At 39.8% G+C, this 16,749-nt stretch carries 13 protein-coding genes; 8 read left to right on the plus strand and 5 right to left on the minus strand.

Annotation, left to right across the window (positions count from 1 at the left end):
- Nucleotides 1-53 precede the first annotated feature (53 nt).
- Nucleotides 54-1,784, plus strand: a complete 1,731-nt coding sequence (gene olsF, locus LOC50_RS09320) for a bifunctional ornithine lipid synthase OlsF (protein ID WP_036983248.1) — start codon at nt 54-56, stop codon at nt 1,782-1,784.
- A gap of 66 nt (nt 1,785-1,850) precedes the next feature.
- Here olsF and dapE read toward each other — a convergent pair whose 3' ends face one another.
- Together dapE and LOC50_RS09330 are read right to left on the minus strand one after the other, a co-directional pair.
- The gene (gene dapE / locus LOC50_RS09325) at nt 1,851-3,059 is read right to left on the minus strand and encodes a succinyl-diaminopimelate desuccinylase (protein WP_250653096.1); all 1,209 of its coding nucleotides are present in this window, start codon (nt 3,057-3,059) and stop codon (nt 1,851-1,853) included.
- A 71-nt stretch (nt 3,060-3,130) separates the two neighbouring features.
- Nucleotides 3,131-4,549 (minus strand): MATE family efflux transporter, encoded by a 1,419-nt coding sequence (locus tag LOC50_RS09330; protein WP_250653097.1) that lies wholly within the window; start codon nt 4,547-4,549, stop codon nt 3,131-3,133.
- Between the two features lie 273 nt (nt 4,550-4,822).
- On the opposite strand from LOC50_RS09330, the gene LOC50_RS09335 reads away from it, so the two are divergent.
- On the plus strand, nt 4,823-5,476 hold the full coding sequence (locus LOC50_RS09335) for an OmpW/AlkL family protein (RefSeq protein WP_036983252.1): 654 nt from the start codon (nt 4,823-4,825) through the stop codon (nt 5,474-5,476).
- A gap of 53 nt (nt 5,477-5,529) precedes the next feature.
- On the opposite strand, the gene LOC50_RS09340 is transcribed toward LOC50_RS09335, so the two are convergent.
- Nucleotides 5,530-6,066, minus strand: coding sequence for a thioesterase family protein (locus tag LOC50_RS09340; RefSeq protein WP_250653098.1), 537 nt, complete (start codon nt 6,064-6,066; stop codon nt 5,530-5,532).
- 112 nt (nt 6,067-6,178) lie between these two features.
- Entirely contained in the window at nt 6,179-7,735 is a 1,557-nt protein-coding gene (tyrR, locus tag LOC50_RS09345; protein WP_250653099.1) for a transcriptional regulator TyrR, read from the minus strand.
- A gap of 742 nt (nt 7,736-8,477) precedes the next feature.
- On the opposite strand from tyrR, the gene LOC50_RS09350 reads away from it, so the two are divergent.
- From LOC50_RS09350 to LOC50_RS09370, 5 genes are all read left to right on the plus strand, one after another.
- On the plus strand, nt 8,478-9,977 hold the full coding sequence (locus LOC50_RS09350; protein WP_013464455.1) for a peptide MFS transporter: 1,500 nt from the start codon (nt 8,478-8,480) through the stop codon (nt 9,975-9,977).
- Between the two features lie 540 nt (nt 9,978-10,517).
- A complete protein-coding gene (hppD, locus tag LOC50_RS09355) occupies nt 10,518-11,564 on the plus strand; it encodes a 4-hydroxyphenylpyruvate dioxygenase (RefSeq protein ID WP_138626841.1) in 1,047 nt (348 codons plus the stop codon).
- A gap of 143 nt (nt 11,565-11,707) precedes the next feature.
- The gene (fahA, locus tag LOC50_RS09360) at nt 11,708-13,021 is read left to right on the plus strand and encodes a fumarylacetoacetase (RefSeq protein WP_036983254.1); all 1,314 of its coding nucleotides are present in this window, start codon (nt 11,708-11,710) and stop codon (nt 13,019-13,021) included.
- Nucleotides 13,022-13,164: 143 nt separating this feature from the next.
- On the plus strand, nt 13,165-14,328 hold the full coding sequence (locus tag LOC50_RS09365; protein WP_250653100.1) for a M23 family metallopeptidase: 1,164 nt from the start codon (nt 13,165-13,167) through the stop codon (nt 14,326-14,328).
- Nucleotides 14,318-14,800, plus strand: coding sequence for a bactofilin family protein (locus LOC50_RS09370; RefSeq protein ID WP_138626839.1), 483 nt, complete (start codon nt 14,318-14,320; stop codon nt 14,798-14,800). The genes LOC50_RS09365 and LOC50_RS09370 overlap by 11 nt, the downstream gene beginning before the upstream one ends.
- Before the next feature lie 76 nt (nt 14,801-14,876).
- On the opposite strand, the gene LOC50_RS09375 is transcribed toward LOC50_RS09370, so the two are convergent.
- Nucleotides 14,877-15,350 carry a hotdog fold domain-containing protein gene (locus tag LOC50_RS09375; RefSeq protein WP_036983257.1) on the minus strand — a complete coding sequence of 158 codons (474 nt, stop codon included), beginning with the start codon at nt 15,348-15,350 and terminating at the stop codon, nt 14,877-14,879.
- Nucleotides 15,351-15,534: 184 nt separating this feature from the next.
- Here LOC50_RS09375 and LOC50_RS09380 point away from each other — a divergent pair, with 184 nt between their 5' ends.
- Complete coding sequence (locus LOC50_RS09380; RefSeq protein ID WP_250653101.1) at nt 15,535-16,710, plus strand: multidrug effflux MFS transporter; 1,176 nt, start codon at nt 15,535-15,537, stop codon at nt 16,708-16,710.
- Nucleotides 16,711-16,749: the final 39 nt, after the last annotated feature.

Here is a 16,749-nt window from a genome sequence, read left to right on the forward strand (position 1 = left end):
CGCACTCTAAGCTAAACATATTGGCTTTAGCCTAGTATAAAAAAGAGGTGCGTATGATCAGTGTAGATAAAGTAATTGCGACTAACTTACCACAGTTAACTAACTCATTTAAAATAAAAAAACTGGTAAAAAAGAGCCTTAGCTACTTATTACATGAACAAGAGTTTACAAACTTTGCAACAACTTATCCCCATCTTCAAGGAATAGAATTTGTCGAGCAAGTACTTGATGAACTTGATTTTGACACTCGATACAAAGCAAAACAAATAGAAAATATTCCCAGTGAAGGGAAAATTGTCATTATTGCTAATCATCCAATTGGATCCTTAGATGCGCTTGCATTAATTAATGTGTTATCGACGGTGCGTGCCGATTTAAAAGTCGTGGCTAACCGAATGCTAATGACCGTTGATGCAATGCATTCATTATTACTACCCGTTGATAATTTGTCGGGGCAAAGTAAAAAACAAGAGTTGAGTAATATCCACCAGCATTTAAAAAATGAAGGAGCATTACTTATTTTCCCAGCGGGTGAAGTTTCTCGACTTCGACCAACAGGGATCAAAGACTGTAAATGGAACAGCGGGTTTTTACGTATCGCTAAAAAAGCTAATAGCCCAATTTTACCCATACATATAAAAGCTAGAAACAGCCCGCTTTTTTACGGAGCCTCTATGCTATATAAACCGCTTGCTAGTTTATTATTAGTCAAAGAAATGTTTAAACAGCGCCAAAAATCGCTCGAATTTGAAATAGGCGCCTCCATTGCTCCTGAATCTTATTTAATACCCGATTTAAAAGACAAGGAAGTGGTCGAGCTTATACGAAAACAGCTGTACCGTTTAACCACTAAAAAAACACTGCCACTAAAAACTCATGCTCCTATTGCCTCACCAGAGTGTAAAAAAGAATTAAAAAAAGCCATCGAAAGCTGCGAACATTTAGGTAAAACCAGTGATGGCATGGTTATTTACTTATACCAATACCAAGGCAGCTCACCGTTATTTCGTGAACTGGGTCGCCTGCGGGAAATTGCCTTTCGTGCAGTAGGTGAAGGCAGTGGCAATCGCCGTGATATAGACAAATACGATATGCATTATCAACACTTAGTCTTATGGGATGCACAATCACTCGAACTAGTTGGCGCTTACAGGTTAGCCTGCGCGCAGGATGTGATTGAACAGCACTCTCAACGTGGGCTTTATACCGATAGCTTATTTAATTATACCCAAGAGATGACGCCATACTTCAAGCAAGGCATAGAATTAGGCCGTAGTTTTGTACAACCCAAATACTGGGGCAGAAAAAGCCTCGACTACTTATGGTATGGCATTGGTGCATTTATTAACCGCTACCCTCAGTATCGTTACTTATTTGGTGCAGTGAGTGTGTCAAACGCACTGCCAGAGCAAGCAAAATCCTTACTGGTACATTATTATCAGCACTATTATGGCTCTGAAAAGTCACTCGCAACGCCTAACAATGCATTTCGTCACACCCGTGAGCAGCAGATTCAATGCACTAATTTGTTTATGGGTAACAACATCAAAGAAGACTTTGTAGAACTTAAACACATACTGGCTAATATGGGCACCCATGTACCCACACTATTTAAACAATACACCGAGCTATGTGAGCCAAATGGGGTAACGTTTTTAAGTTTTAGTATTGATCCGCAATTTAATAATTGTATTGATGGATTGGTATTGGTCGACCTTGAGAAAGTAAAACCGAGTAAAGCAAAACGCTATTTGGGAGCACAAAACACCGCCTCAATAAACTAAGCTTTGCCGTTAAAATATTAACTTAAGCGCCTAAACTTGGGCGCTTAAACTTAGGCAATTTAATATTTATCTAATCTCCTCATTATTAGATTGGCTAAATATATGTACTAATAGTTGGGTGTATATTTTCTCTATTTGTAACAAGTCGCTAATGGGCACATGTTCATTAACTTGATGAATGGTCTGGTTTAAAACCCCGCACTCTATCACTTGCGTGTTTTTACTTGCAAAAAACCGCCCATCTGAAGTCCCGCCACTGGTACTAAGTACCGGATAGCTTCCGGTCACGTTAAATATTGCCTGCTCTAGCTGGGCGAGTAAGCAGCGCTCTGCCCTATGGCTTGTATAATAAGGTTCACATGGACGCTCCCATTGCACCGTTAAATATTCGTTTAAATCATTCAGTGCAGTAAGTACCAGGTGTTTCACATCTGTACTTTTATACCCATGGCTGTAGCGAATATTAAACGTAATATTACATTGAGCAGGCACTAAATTATCCAGCACGTTATCAATATTAATACCGGTTACTTGCAAGCTTGTTTTTGAGCTTGGCTCATCTAAAAGCCAATCAATTTGGGTTAATCTATTCACTATTTCAGCGCTGATATGCGCAGCATTGATGGTATTTTCAGGATAGGCCACGTGTCCTGCTTTTCCTTGAATGGTTAAACGCGCTGACACCGCGCCACGTCGGCCATTTTTTATGGTGTCGCCCACTTGCAAATGACTTGTTGGCTCACCAACAATACAGCCATCAAGTACAACACCTTGTTGTGCTAGGCGTTTCGCAATCAACACTGAGCCATGCTCTGCCTCACCTTCTTCATCAGAGGTGATCAACCAATACAAGGTGCCCTGCTTTTGCTGCGCACTATGTATTAGCGACTGCGTTGCACTGAGCATGGCTGCAATGCCTCCTTTCATATCGGCGGCACCACGCCCATAAATCGCATCATTAATTATTTTTCCGTCAAACGGATCAGCTAACCAGCCACCTTGCGCAGCAGGGACCACATCAATATGACCAGAAAATGCCACCACAGGGCCTGCTCCAAAAGATATTTTAGCAATTAAATTAGTGACATTATGGGCACTAAACAGCTCAATGCTAAAACCTAAATCAGTTAGCTGATGTGCCAGCCACTCGATACCACCTGCTGAATTAGGCGTAATTGACTTAAATCGGACCAGCGTTTGTAAGTGACTGAGCGTTTTTAACTGTGGAATAGTTAAGTACGGCGCGGGTACTTTTTTGTTGATAGCTTTTGTCATAAAAAACACACCTCGTTTTAGCAGTGTATTTATTACAACGACTTTTTATGACCGCATTATGAAAATACAGGCTAACGTGTGCCCTCTTCTATTAATGTTTCTCGTGTCACCTGCACAATGTGTTTATCTTCTTTGGTTAATCTGGTTTTTATCCATGCGCCACGCATAAACCAAGCGAACGCTATCAGTGCGATGGTTATGTTCGTAATTGCAAACGAATACCATATTCCCTGATCGCCAAGCAAAGTGTGATTAGAAAGAATATAAGCGGCAGGAAACTGCACCACGCATTGTGATAATAACGCGATAATCATGGCATTAAGCATATTTCCAGAGGCACGAAAAGCAGCAACAATACAAAGCTGAACACCAATTCCCCCCCAGCTTAAACACATCACTTGAACAAACTGCGCGCCTTTATTTATTACACTGCTATCTTCGGGAATAAAAAATGCCACCAGCGTATCTGCATACAAATAAGCAATGCCCCCAACAAAAGAAAGGCCTATTAATCCCCACATACTGGCAAGCTTCGTTATTTGCTCAGCCCGTTTAATATTTCCGGCACCCATATTTTGCCCCACCAAAGTTGATACCGCCATTGATAAACCCATGGCAGGGATCATCACCATTTGCAAAATATTAGAACCCACGCCATAAGCCGCAATAGTAACGGTTCCAAAGCTTGCCACTAAAAATGACATGATGATCAAGCCAAAAGCACGTGTTGATAATTCAATAGAGCCAGGCGCTCCTAAGAAAAAAGCCCGTTTCATATATTGCCAATCGGGATAGAAGCTTTTTAGCTGTAATTGAATACCATGGCGACCACGTAAAAATATAATAATGCCCGCCAGTGCCGCTAAACTTTGTGTAACCAAAGTCGCCAGCGCAGCGCCCATAACGCCAAGCCCTTCAAAGCGGCCATAACCAAAAATAAATAGCGGATCGAGAATAAAATTAAGTAACACGGTGGTGCTAACTATGATTAAAGGTACTTTAGTTTGCCCAATGCCCCGCATTAGCGATTGGAACATGGCGTAAATAAACACAAAAATAACGCCAATAAAGGACACATGCATAAACTTAAGCGCATCACTGTAAACCGCCTGCTCAACGCCTAGCAGTTTTAAAAAGTATGGGGAAAGTACATAACCTAGAAGCCCTAACACTAAGGCGGTAAATGCAACCATTAACACCGTTTGCGCTGCAACATGGTTCACTTTATCTTGCTGACCTGCGCCCATGTATTGCGCCGATAATATAGCACCGGCCATTGCAAGCCCAGAGCCTATAGCAATGACTAAAAAAGTGATCGGGGTACTAATAGACACTGCGGCGACTTGAGTTGCTCCTAATCGCCCAACCCAAAATGCATCCGTAAGCTGATAAGCCGACTGCAATATATTAATGAGGATAATAGGAATACCTAATTTCAACAGCGCTTTAGCAATGGAGCCTTGAAGAAATAGTTGACCAGAGGGAGTCATGAGGTCGCTTACTTTTATTAAACCGTGAACATAGCCTTAGTTTAACAAAACTAGCTGATTATATTATGAATACTTCTTTTGCGGCTTGTATTTAAGTGATCAGTCAATAATTTTTAAGCACTAATTAAGTAAAAGTTTAATCTAAATCAATAAATAGAGGCTCTTTACTCATCCGCTTTTGAAACTTTGATCTAGAACAGGTTTTTATTTTTAACCTCGAGCAATAATAGCCTCAATCAACAAATAGTCACACAGTAGTTCACGGAGAACAACATGAAAACTAAACTAAGCATTGCAATACTTACTTCTTTACTGGCTCTTTCTCCTGCAGCACACGCAAACTTTAGTGTTAATGTTGGTGCAATTAATGTTAATCCAGATAACGATGGTTCAAAAATTAACGAAGCACCCACTCTAGGCTTAAAAGGCGACTCAGATACTCAGTTAGGTATTACTGTAGATTACGCATTTAACGACCAATGGGTATTAGAGCTTATTGCAGCAACGCCGTTTTCTCATGATGTAGAAGGTACTGGTGGTTTAGCTGGTAATAAAATTGCTGATATTAAACATTTACCACCATCACTGGTTGCACAATACCACTTTTTAGATAGCAGCTATGCACTTCGTCCGTTTGTAGGTGTGGGAATTAACTATACGACGTTCTTTGACGAACAGCCTTCTGCAGCACTTAAAGCAACGTTAGAAACTAACGATGTAGAAGTAAAACTAGATGATTCATTTGGTTTTGTTGCTCAAGTAGGTGCTAACTACAAGATTGATGAAAAATGGGGCCTACACGCTATGGTATCTATCATGGATATTGATACTGATGCGACTGTTTATGCTAATGGTGCAAAAGCATTAACTTCAACCGTGTCACTTGACCCTGTTGTAGCTATGTTTGGTCTTAAATACTCGTTCTAATAACGTTTATGTGTGTGTTAAAAAGGCCGTTAGGCCTTTTTTTTTGCCTGTGTTTAGCGAGGTAAGTTATTTACTTTTTTTTGCTCAAGCATTTCTTTCCAGTGAATTATTTCAGCCGGTAAAATGGGGGCAACCCCGTCAAAGCCTGCAACCTCGAGCATATGCTCAACGCTTACCACCCCTTTTTTACTTTTAAACACGCCGCGCACATAAGCAATGGCATGTAAGCCCCGCTCAGAATGAAACTTTTGTTCAATGTAAAAGTATTTATGATCCCAGCCAACCAAACGCGTACTAATAGTAAAACGTTGCATTGGCTTAATATCGCGGATGTAGGTAATAGCTGTCGCATTAACAATAGGAAACCAACGACGTTTCATTATTTGCTTAAGCAAACCAACCCGTTCAGTCATCCAGGTACGCGACAAGTCCATCATCGCTAAATAGCGTGAATTGGTTAAATGCAAATTAATATCGCAGTCACTTGGTAATGCTTTGTAGTCTATATCAACCGTCTCTAATAACGATTGGTAGTCACAATTACGTTTAATTTTAAAAAATAACAGCAGTAGTCTAAAATATAAGTTCACAGTAGAGGTCTTACCAGTTGAGTTTTTATCAGTGTATCATAGCGATTGACTCCTTTGGTTGTTTTTAAACCAAGGAATCAATCATTAAATGAGGATATTTGGGTATCTATCTTTAAACTTTAACCGTTTTGCGGTTAATTCCGTAATCACGCAATTTATTAGCCACTGCAGTATGACTTAGTCCCAAGCGTTTAGCTAACTGACGAGAGCTAGGATAGGCAGGATAAAGCTTACGCAGTAAGGTGGCTTCAAAACGCTTAACTGCTTGATCAAGCGAGCCCTCAAAATCAGACTCTAAATAGCCTAAATCATGGGTAAACGTGGGTAACTGTAAATGTTCAACGCGCAGTTCACTGTCTTCTAACAACGATACCGCCCGGTAAATCGCGTTTTCTAATTGGCGTACATTGCCAGGCCACGGGTAATCTTGTAAAAACGTTAAACATTCTTCAGATAACTCGGGGACTGTATGGCCATTTTGCTGCGCATATTTTTGAATAAAGTGTTCAGTAAGTGGCCCAACATCCGCTTTACGATCTCTAAGCGGCGCAATTTCCAGTGTTAATACATTAATTCGGTAGTATAAATCTTCTCTAAATACGCCCTCTTGCACCATTGCTGGTAAATCTTTTTGCGTGGCAGCAATAATACGCACGTTCACTTTAACTTCGTTTTCGTCGCCAACTTTTCTAAATGTACCGTCTTGTAAAAAACGTAGCAATTTAGTTTGTAGCTGCGTCGACATTTCACCTACTTCATCTAAAAATACCGTTCCACCATCCGCTTGTTCGAGTACACCACGTTTAGGCGCTGCATTTTCTTCATACCCGGCATAACCGAATAGTTCGGACTCAGCAACATCATCTGGTAACGAGGCGCACGATAGAGCAATAAATGGTTTTACTGAGCGGTTAGATGCATAGTGACAAGCTCGCGCTAGTAACTCTTTACCCGTCCCTGTTTCACCCGTAATAAGAATGGGGGCTTCAAGTTGCGCCATTTTTCGCGCTTCGCGAACAACACGGCGCATCGCCGTGCTAAAGTTATGAATAGTCGCAAAGCTTTCTTGGCCATAACGCCTAAAAGCACTCACTTGCTGGCCTAAACGGCTTTGCGATTTTATATTAATTACCGCGCCCGCTAGCACATCGCCTTCGCTGCCTTGAGGGACCGCAATAGGCAGAATATCAGCAATAAAATCTTCACCAGCTACTTCAACACGCGTGGTTTGCCCCAGTACTTCTTTGCCTTCTAACCAACGGGTAAAGTTAAAGCCTTTGAGCAAATTATTAATATTAGCACCGGTGACTTCTTTTTCTGTTAATTGTAAATCTTTGCAGGCTGCGTCGTTACACAGGCGTACCCACCCTTTAGCATCAATAGATATAACGCCATCAGGAAGTGCTCTTAATAAAGTGTTAAGTTCGTTGTGCTCACGTTCAGACGGTAAAAACGCGGTTGTTCGTACATCATGTACACCATCGATTAAGCGAATAGACGGCATAATTTTTTGAAATTGTTCAAATTCAATCTCAGGAAAACTCACATACATACGACAATTTACTGAGTCGACTTCAATCCCCTTTAAGTCAACATTGTAGCTAACTAAAATATTAAGAATCTCTTGAGCAATACCAACTCGGTCTGCACAGTGAATATCTAAACGCATACACCCTCAGGTAAGGAAAAACTAGTTGGCGTGAATAATACGCTAACTCTGTTTACGAGCATAGTTTATTGTAAAGAAATTTGGACGAAAAAATATTTTTTACTAACTAGAGGGCTTTTTCAAGCACTTAACGCATTCAAGCTTGGCTGTTCACTAAAAGTTGGGGTTGTTGCAACTCAATTTCGTCAAGCTGGCATTGTATAAATTATATGCTGCAATGAGCGAATCATTACTGTCCATACGCCAATATTCGCTCATGTTTAATCTAAGTGGTGATTATTAAATTAAAGTAGTAAAGGTTAACTATTATTGAAAAATTAGTAGCTGTAACTACCCGTAAAAGAAAGCTTTTATTTATTTTTCAAGCGGTATTCAAACAGTATTAAAGATAACGTTGGTATGACAATATTACCTATGATGTTAAAGATATTTTTTAATAAGTTTAGATGTTTACTACAGCAAATAGGGGTTCACACACTGGTATTTAACAATTACATAACCGATGTATGATAGCGCGCTCAACGCTTCCCCTAGCACAAAGGTCTATGTATACTTAGGCGCAATTGTAACTAGGATAAGGGTGTGACTCTTACCTAAACGTATAGCTGCGTTTAGCAAACCATTACCTTAGCTGCATAAAAAACACTGATGATCGAGCATTTATTATACTTTTTATAAGTAAAAATTTAGCTAAATAAAAAACCACAAGGTCATCAAAACAATAATGAATTAGGAAGTAAATATGAGTTCAAATTCTGACAGTGGCTGGTTTGGTCACCCTAAAGGACTTTCAACCCTGTTTTTCACAGAAATGTGGGAACGAATGAGTTACTACGGTATGCGAGCGATGCTCGTATTATTTATGACAGCAAGTTTACAACAAGAAGGCCTAGGATTTACCGTTGCTTCTGCTGCTGCAATTTATGGCTTATACACAGGTTCAGTATACTTTTTAGGTTTACCTGGTGGTTGGTTAGCAGATAGATTATTTGGTGGTCAAAAAGCAGTATGGTATGGCGGTATTATTATCATGTGTGGCCATATTATTTTAGCCGTGCCACATGAATATTCATTTTTTATTGGTTTGATCTTTGTTGCAACTGGTACTGGTTTACTTAAACCTAATATCAGTGCCATGGTTGGTCAGCTTTATACTGACGAAGATGAGCGCCGTGATGGTGGTTTCGCTATTTACTACATGGGTATTAACTTAGGTTCTTTAATTGGTTACTACGTGTGTGGTTACTTTATGGAAAACGTAGGTTGGCACTGGGCATTTGGTGCCGCGGCTGTCGGTATGGGTATTGGTTTAATTCAATACAAGCGTACACTTAAAAACTTACCAGATCACAGCGCCTTACCTGCTAACCCATTAAGTCCTAAAGGTACTTCGCGCGCATGGGGTGGTATTGCTGCATTTGTTATCGCGACCGCCGGTGTTACCGCTGCTGCGATGACAGGTGCTATTGTCATTAACCCATCGATTGTTGCAGGGTATACCGCAGTTATATTTACTGTTATCTTTTTCGTTTACTTTGGCCTTATATACTTCAAAGGCAAACTAACCGATGCTGAAAAACAAAGAATGTGGGCGCTATTTTTAGTCTGTGTCGCTTCAGCCTGTTTTTGGTCTGGCTTTGAACAAGCCGGTTCTTCATTAAATCTGTTTGCTCGTGACTACACAGACCGTCTGGTTGGCACATTTGAAATTCCAACGACTTGGTTCCAATCTCTAAATTCATTGTTCATTATTGCGCTATCGCCATTCTTTGCCGCTTTTTGGATTAATTTATCTAAAAAAATGGTCTCGCCTACTTACAGCGTAAAATGTGCGTTGGGCCTCGTTATTATGGCTTCAGGCTTTTTAGTAATGTTTATGGCAGCACACTATGCCGCTGAAGGCTTAAAAGTAGCACCTTATTGGCTTGTTACTACGTATTTCTTACACACAGTGGGTGAGCTTTGTTTAAGCCCAGTTGCATTGAGTGCTGTAAGTAAGTTATCGCCTCGTCGCTTTACTGGTCAAATGATGGGTGTATTTGTACTTACATACTCTATCGGTAACGTTATTTCAGGATTACTTGCTGGTAACTTTGATCCTAACAATGTTGAAGAAATCCCGAACCTTTACCTACAAATTGCCTTATTTAGTATCGGTGTAGGTATCATCTTAGTACTGATGAGTTTTAAAGCTAAAATATGGGAAAAACAAGGTTTAGAACAAACCGCACCAACACAATAATTTAGATTTATCACACGCATAATTATGAGCTTTGATAAATGATATCAAATACCTCCTGTAGTTAACTGCAGGGGGTATTTTTATGGCCGCTAGATTAAACCACACAATTTTTACATTCAGCCGTTTATTATTTATACCTCATCACTGTGCATAAACGAGTTTATAGCAGCAAAGCATCAATACTCTTTGTTTTTATATATATCGCAGCTAACCAAACTCATTAAAAGTGTAAATAATAAAATACAAAAACCGCACTTTTTTTAGCGAAAAAAAACTAAAAACACATATAAATAAATTAAATTAAACTATTAATAATCAATAGCTTAATAAGAAAGTCTGCACTTCTATCTCGCTTCCTAATTTTTACTTTCACCTGCTCGTATGTAAATAAACAACATACTTTGATAACCGTCTCGTAAAATTTACACACGCGCTATTTACTAAATAACAACACCCTCTTCCCCAAAACACCAATCTGGTTAATCATGAAGGCAATACGATAACTAATAATCGCAGTGCTTAATTGCGGGAGTAATGACAATGAGCGAAGTAAATAATCCGTTAGGCCTAATGGGCATTGAATTCACTGAATATGCAACACCGGATGCAGATTACATGGACAAAGTGTTTACTGATTTTGGCTTTTCTAAGCTAAAAAAATTCAAGGGTAAAGACATTGTTTATTACAACCAAAACGATATTCATTTTTTACTAAATAATGAGCGTGAAGGTTTTTCTGCTGAATTTGCTAAAAGCCACGGCCCAGCAATCTGTTCAATGGGTTGGCGTGTAGAGAATGCACAAAAAGCATTCGAGGTTGCTGTTGAACGTGGTGCAAAACCAGCAACAGACTCAACACATAAAAACTTACCATACCCTGCTATTTACGGTATCGGCGACAGCTTAATTTACTTTATTGAACAGTTTGGCGACAAAGGCTCTATCTATGAGTCAGATTTCGAAGACTTAAGCGAGCAAAACATTGTTGAAGACAAAGGCTTCATCCGTATCGACCATTTAACCAATAACGTATATAAAGGCACGATGGAAACATGGGCTAACTTCTATAAAGACGTATTTGGTTTTACAGAAGTTCGTTACTTCGACATTAAAGGTCAAAAAACAGCGTTATTATCTTACGCACTTAAATCTCCGTGCGGCACTTTCTCGATTCCAATCAATGAAGGTAAAGATAACAACAACAACCAAATCGATGAGTACTTAAATGAGTACAATGGTCCGGGTGTACAGCATTTAGCATTCCTAACTAATGACCTAGTAAGCTCACTTGATAAGTTAGATAAATCAACGATTGCCACTTTAGATATTATCCCTGAGTACTACGATACTATTTTTGACCGTGTACCATGGGTTAAAGAAGATAAAGAGAAGATCCGTGAGCATCAAATCCTTGTAGATAGCCAAAGCGAAAACTGTTATCTACTGCAAATTTTCTCGAAGAACCTATTTGGTCCTATCTTCATCGAGATGATCCAACGTGTTGACGATGGTGGCTTTGGTGAAGGTAACTTCCAAGCGCTGTTCGAATCAATCGAACGTGATCAAGAGCGTCGTGGTGTAATCTAAACCGCCATATTGCGCTTAAAAAGCAGCGTTTAACACGCTGCTTTTTGTCGTTTTAAATTCTGTTTTAAACTAACTGTTTAAATTGCGTTGATTGCCTCCATATAGATAACTAATAAATCAGCGCGAACCAATAAGGAAAGAGTATGAGCCTAATTAACGAAACCCACGATATTAATCTAAAAAGCTGGGTTGCATCTGCTAACGAAGCGAACTGTGACTTCCCAATTCAAAACCTTCCTTTTGCAGAAGTACGTCGTAAAAATTCAGATGAAGCGTTCCGTGGCGCTGTAGCTATTGGTGATCAGGTTATTGATTTAGCAAAAGTAAATGAACTTGGTTTATTCTCTGGTGATGCACAGATTGCCGTTAAAGCTGCAAGCCAAGCTACATTAAATGAATTTATGGGTCTGGGTGAGCAATATTGGTCAGCCCTACGTTTAGCATTATCGAAAGCATTACGTGAAGGTTCTGAGCATCAAGAACAACTTACACACGCACTTATTGCGCAAAGCGAGATTGAGTTTGCTCTGCCGTGTCGCATTGGCGATTACACTGACTTTTACACCTCGATTTATCATGCGACTGCCGTAGGTAGTTTATTCCGCCCTGATAACCCACTGCTACCGAATTACAAGTGGGTACCGATTGGTTATCACGGTCGTTCGTCATCTATTGGCGTGTCTGGTCAGCAGTTTCATCGCCCTAAAGGACAAACTAAAGCGCCAGATGCAGAAGTTCCTTCATTTGGTCCGTGTAAGCGCCTTGACTATGAGCTGGAACTAGGTATTTACCTAGGTAAAGGTAATGATCTGGGCGATGCAATCTCAATTGAAAATGCTGAAAAGCATGTATTCGGCTTTTGTGTTTTCAACGATTGGTCAGCACGTGATTTACAAGCATGGGAATACCAACCGCTTGGTCCATTTTTAGCGAAAAATTTCGCATCAACCGTGTCACCATGGATTGTAACTACCGAAGCACTTGCACCATTCAGAACAAGCTGGACGCGTGATGAAAATGATCCGCAACCATTAGAATATTTAGAATCAACGGCTAACCGTGATCAAGGTGCATTTGATATTCAAATGGATGTTAAAATTCAAACACAAAAAATGCGTGATGAAGGCTACAACCCAACTCAAGTGTCTAAGTCTAGCTTTAAGCACTCATACTGGACTGTAGCGCAAATGGTAACTCACCATACCGTAAACGGGTGTAACTTTATGCCAGGCGACATGCTGGGCTCTGGCACGCAATCAGGACCTACTCATGAAGAAGCGGGTTCATTACTTGAGCTTTCTCGTGGTGGTAAAGAAAAGATCACTTTAAGTAACGGCGAGCAGCGTAGCTTCTTGGAAGATGGCGACAACGTTATAATGCGTGGCTGGTGTGAAAAAGAAGGCTTTGCACGTATTGGCTTTGGCTTTGTAGAGAGCACCGTACTACCAGCAAAATAATATATAAAATCAATAAACTAGTAAAAAAGGGTTGCTGAATAAGCCGCCCTTTTCTATTAATTAAGCCGAAGTTACAATTTTTTTCTGGCTTTTTTAGTTCAAATTGCTATCTTGACCCCCTTAATAGCCAGTATTTATGTGACATGCCTTTATTTATAAAGTCTATTTTTAATAAACATTTCCCAGCTCGTCAGCTGCTCATTCGCCAAAATGGTGAAGTAAAACATGTTGTTTTGACGCCTTGGCTACAGGTTTCTGCGCTTGCTATTATTTTCATTGCTATTGTGTGGATGAGTGTCTCTAGTATTCGTGTGTATATGCAAACACACCAAATTTCTCATATCGAGCAAACTCAGCTTGATAAGCAAGTACAATGGCAACAAAAAGTAAAGCAACAGCAACAACGCTTCGCATTGCAGCAAGAGCAGTTAGCTGAACTCGAACAAAAACAAGCTTTATTACAAGGTATGATTGAATCACTCCCAGCTTCTATCAGCAAAGATGTAATAAAATTAGAGGGTGAGCTTGAATCTTCTCCTATTAATGAGAACGAAAGCGAATTTCATGAGCCGCTCGAAGAAGATAAAACACAAAATAAACACGCACAAAACAGTTTAACCAGTTTTGAGCAGCGCTACACTTTATTAAATCAGCAATACGATACTAATTTTACCTTATTAGCTGCGCAAATTAATCAACGCCACGACGCTATTTTAGAGATATTGCAAGACACAGGTCTCGAAAATGCACTTGCACAGCACCTCGCATTAGCGGCACAAACAACGGCGCAAGGTGGCCCGCTAGATATACTCGATGAAAGTAAAATTCCAAGTACTTTTCTTGCTATTGCCGATAAGCTACTACTGTTAAACCAGCTTGAGAGCTTTTTAACAGCACTGCCTAATACTCTACCTTTACCTGCTGCTAAGTATTATATTTCCAGTAATTTTGGACTTAGAAAAGACCCAATGAATAAAAGGCGCGCTTTTCATAAAGGCATTGATTTAGCTGGGTGGCATAAAACAGAAATTTTTGCCCCTGCCGATGGCACGGTTCGTCGAGCGGGCCGTAATGGCGGTTATGGTAACTTTATAGAGTTAGCGCATAAAAACGGTGTTGTAACGCGCTTTGGTCACTTAAACAAAGTTAATGTTAAAAAAGGCCAAGTTGTTGCAAAGCACGATGTCATTGGCTTAATGGGCAGTACCGGAAGAAGTACAAGTACTCATTTACACTATGAAGTATTAATCGACGACAAGCATGTCAATCCACTAAAAATAACAAAGGCGCTTTCTCGTGTTTGGTAAAAATAAACAAGCAAAAACGGACTCATCAATCAAGCGAGTAAGTCATACTCCCTCAATCATTTCTAATGATGTGCGTATAACGGGCTCTTTGGTAAGCCAAGGTGAAGTACAACTAGATGGACGAATAGACGGTGATATAAAGGCCGAACATTTAGTGATTGGCACTTCAGGTGTTGTTGAGGGCGTTGTTGAGGCAAGCAGTGTCGTTGTTAAAGGTAAAATCATCGGCTCTTTAAATGCAAGTGAAGTAAAGATCGAAAATAACGCTCATGTACTTGGCGATATATTTCATGACACCCTGAGCATAGAAGCCGGTGCGATTATTGAGGGTAGTTTAAAGCAGCGCTTTGAAAAAGAAGTCATTGAGCATGCTAAAGATAAACCAAAACCGGTTAACGATGTAAAAGCCATTATTGATAATGAAGACAATGGCCTTTCGTTTGTAAACAAGTCGTCTACTGCAAAAGGTTAAACCTAAACAAAAAATGGTTTAGTCAATAAACTAAACCATTGTTTTTAATACTTTATATAAAAATATAATTTAGCAATTACTTCTTCTTTGTGATGTACATGGTTATATCTGCAGTAAACACCAACTCATTTCGGGTATTGTAAAGCTTTACCGGCACCACTAAATCTTCTTTATCAGTCCATTGATGAGGTAACTCAATTTCAGCAATCGCAGTAACGTCTGTGTCTACTTTAGCTAAGTATTGTACTGTCATACCTTTAGGTATCCAACGGTGTGTTTTATGCGGTACCGTCGCATCCACCATCACTCCCGCACACAGCTCAGCCAAATTACATTGAGCAATAGCATGAATTGTTCCAATGTGATTATGTACACGGCGTGTGTTTTTAACCACAGCACTACAGTGCCCTGCTTTTAAATCTAAAATAGTGGGTTTCATAGAGCCAAAATATGGTGCCTTGAAACACACGGCTTTACTGAAAAGCCAGTTACCGCATGGCCACTTTTTAAATTTATGCCATGTTTTTATTAATGCAGACTCATTACTCATTATTATTTTTCCATTGTCTTTGCTTAAAAAGCAAATTAACACATCGGATCAGTTTAAAGAAGTGTGATACTTAAACAAAAATAATCATAATAAGGTTCAAAGTAGGTAACTTGGCTGATACATCGGCCATAAGCCCTTTCTTTTTCATCAGTCGCCACTTAAAATACCAACAAAAGGAGACCTGATGCATACACAGCCCGCTAAACCTAATTTTACTTTATTACTTATCTTAGCGTTACTCGTCATTTTTTGTCCGATGGGCATTGATATTTACCTGCCTGCCTTTCCCACTATCGCAGAGCAATTCTCAGTGAGCGAAAAGCAAGTACAGCAAACGGTGGCTATTTTTATGCTTACTGTTGGTTTGGGGCAATTAATTGCAGGTCCACTCGCTGATCGTTTTGGCAGAAAGCCCATCGCCTTAACTGGGGTCGCTTTGTATGGACTGGCGGCATTGGGGGCGTATTATACTCCTAGCTTTTTAGTACTGATGTTTGCTCGTACTATTCAAGGATTAGGCGCGTGCGCTACCTTTGTTGTCGCTTTTGCAATAGTAAGAGATAAGTTTGGTAGTGAGCGCAGTGGCCAAATAATTACCTATCTAAACGGTATAGTTTGCTTTATTCCAGCATTAGCGCCCATTTTAGGTGCTTGGCTAACCGTACAGTTTGGTTGGCAAATGAACTTTCTATTTTTAACCGGTTTTGCATTACTGGGGTTTATTGTCACCTTATTCTTGTTTAGGGAAACACGACCAGCAGACAGTCATTACCAGGGGCATATTTTAGATTTAAGACGCTTTCTCCCCATCATTTCAACTCCATTATTTTTATTTAATAGCCTGTTATGTATGGTCACTATGTCAGCTATATTGGTGTTTGTAACACTGGCTCCCGGTTGGCTCATTACTGAATTAGGTGGCAACGTAGCCGACTTTACCTTTTGGTTCTCGCTCAATGCAGTGCTTAGTATTCTTGCTAGTTTTATTATGCCTATTTACATTAAACGTCAACCTAAAAGAGCCTTAAAAATAGGCCTTTTAGTGCTAGTGAGTGCCGGCTTACTTATGGTGTTATTAAGCCAATTTAAAACGCCATTGGCATTAATGATCCCTATGTTCATTGCAGCATTTGGTTTTGCTTTAACACTTGGCTCTGCCGCCGGGCGTGCTTTGAGTTTATTTCCTAAACAAGCAGGCACCGCCTCTGCTCTTTTGGGAGCAATGCAAATGAGTGGAGCAAGTTTATTGGTGTTTATTACTCAATATTTAAATTTATCAACCCCAGAGCTTATAGGCACACACTTTTTATTATTAATTCCCTTTTCTTACTTACTGTTTCGTTATGCTAAATATGCCTAATAAAATGCACGTTTACTGAGCCTGTGAATTATAATCATC

Source organism: Pseudoalteromonas sp. SCSIO 43095 (assembly GCF_023650455.1).
GTDB classification, from domain to species: Bacteria; Pseudomonadota; Gammaproteobacteria; order Enterobacterales; family Alteromonadaceae; genus Pseudoalteromonas; species Pseudoalteromonas tetraodonis.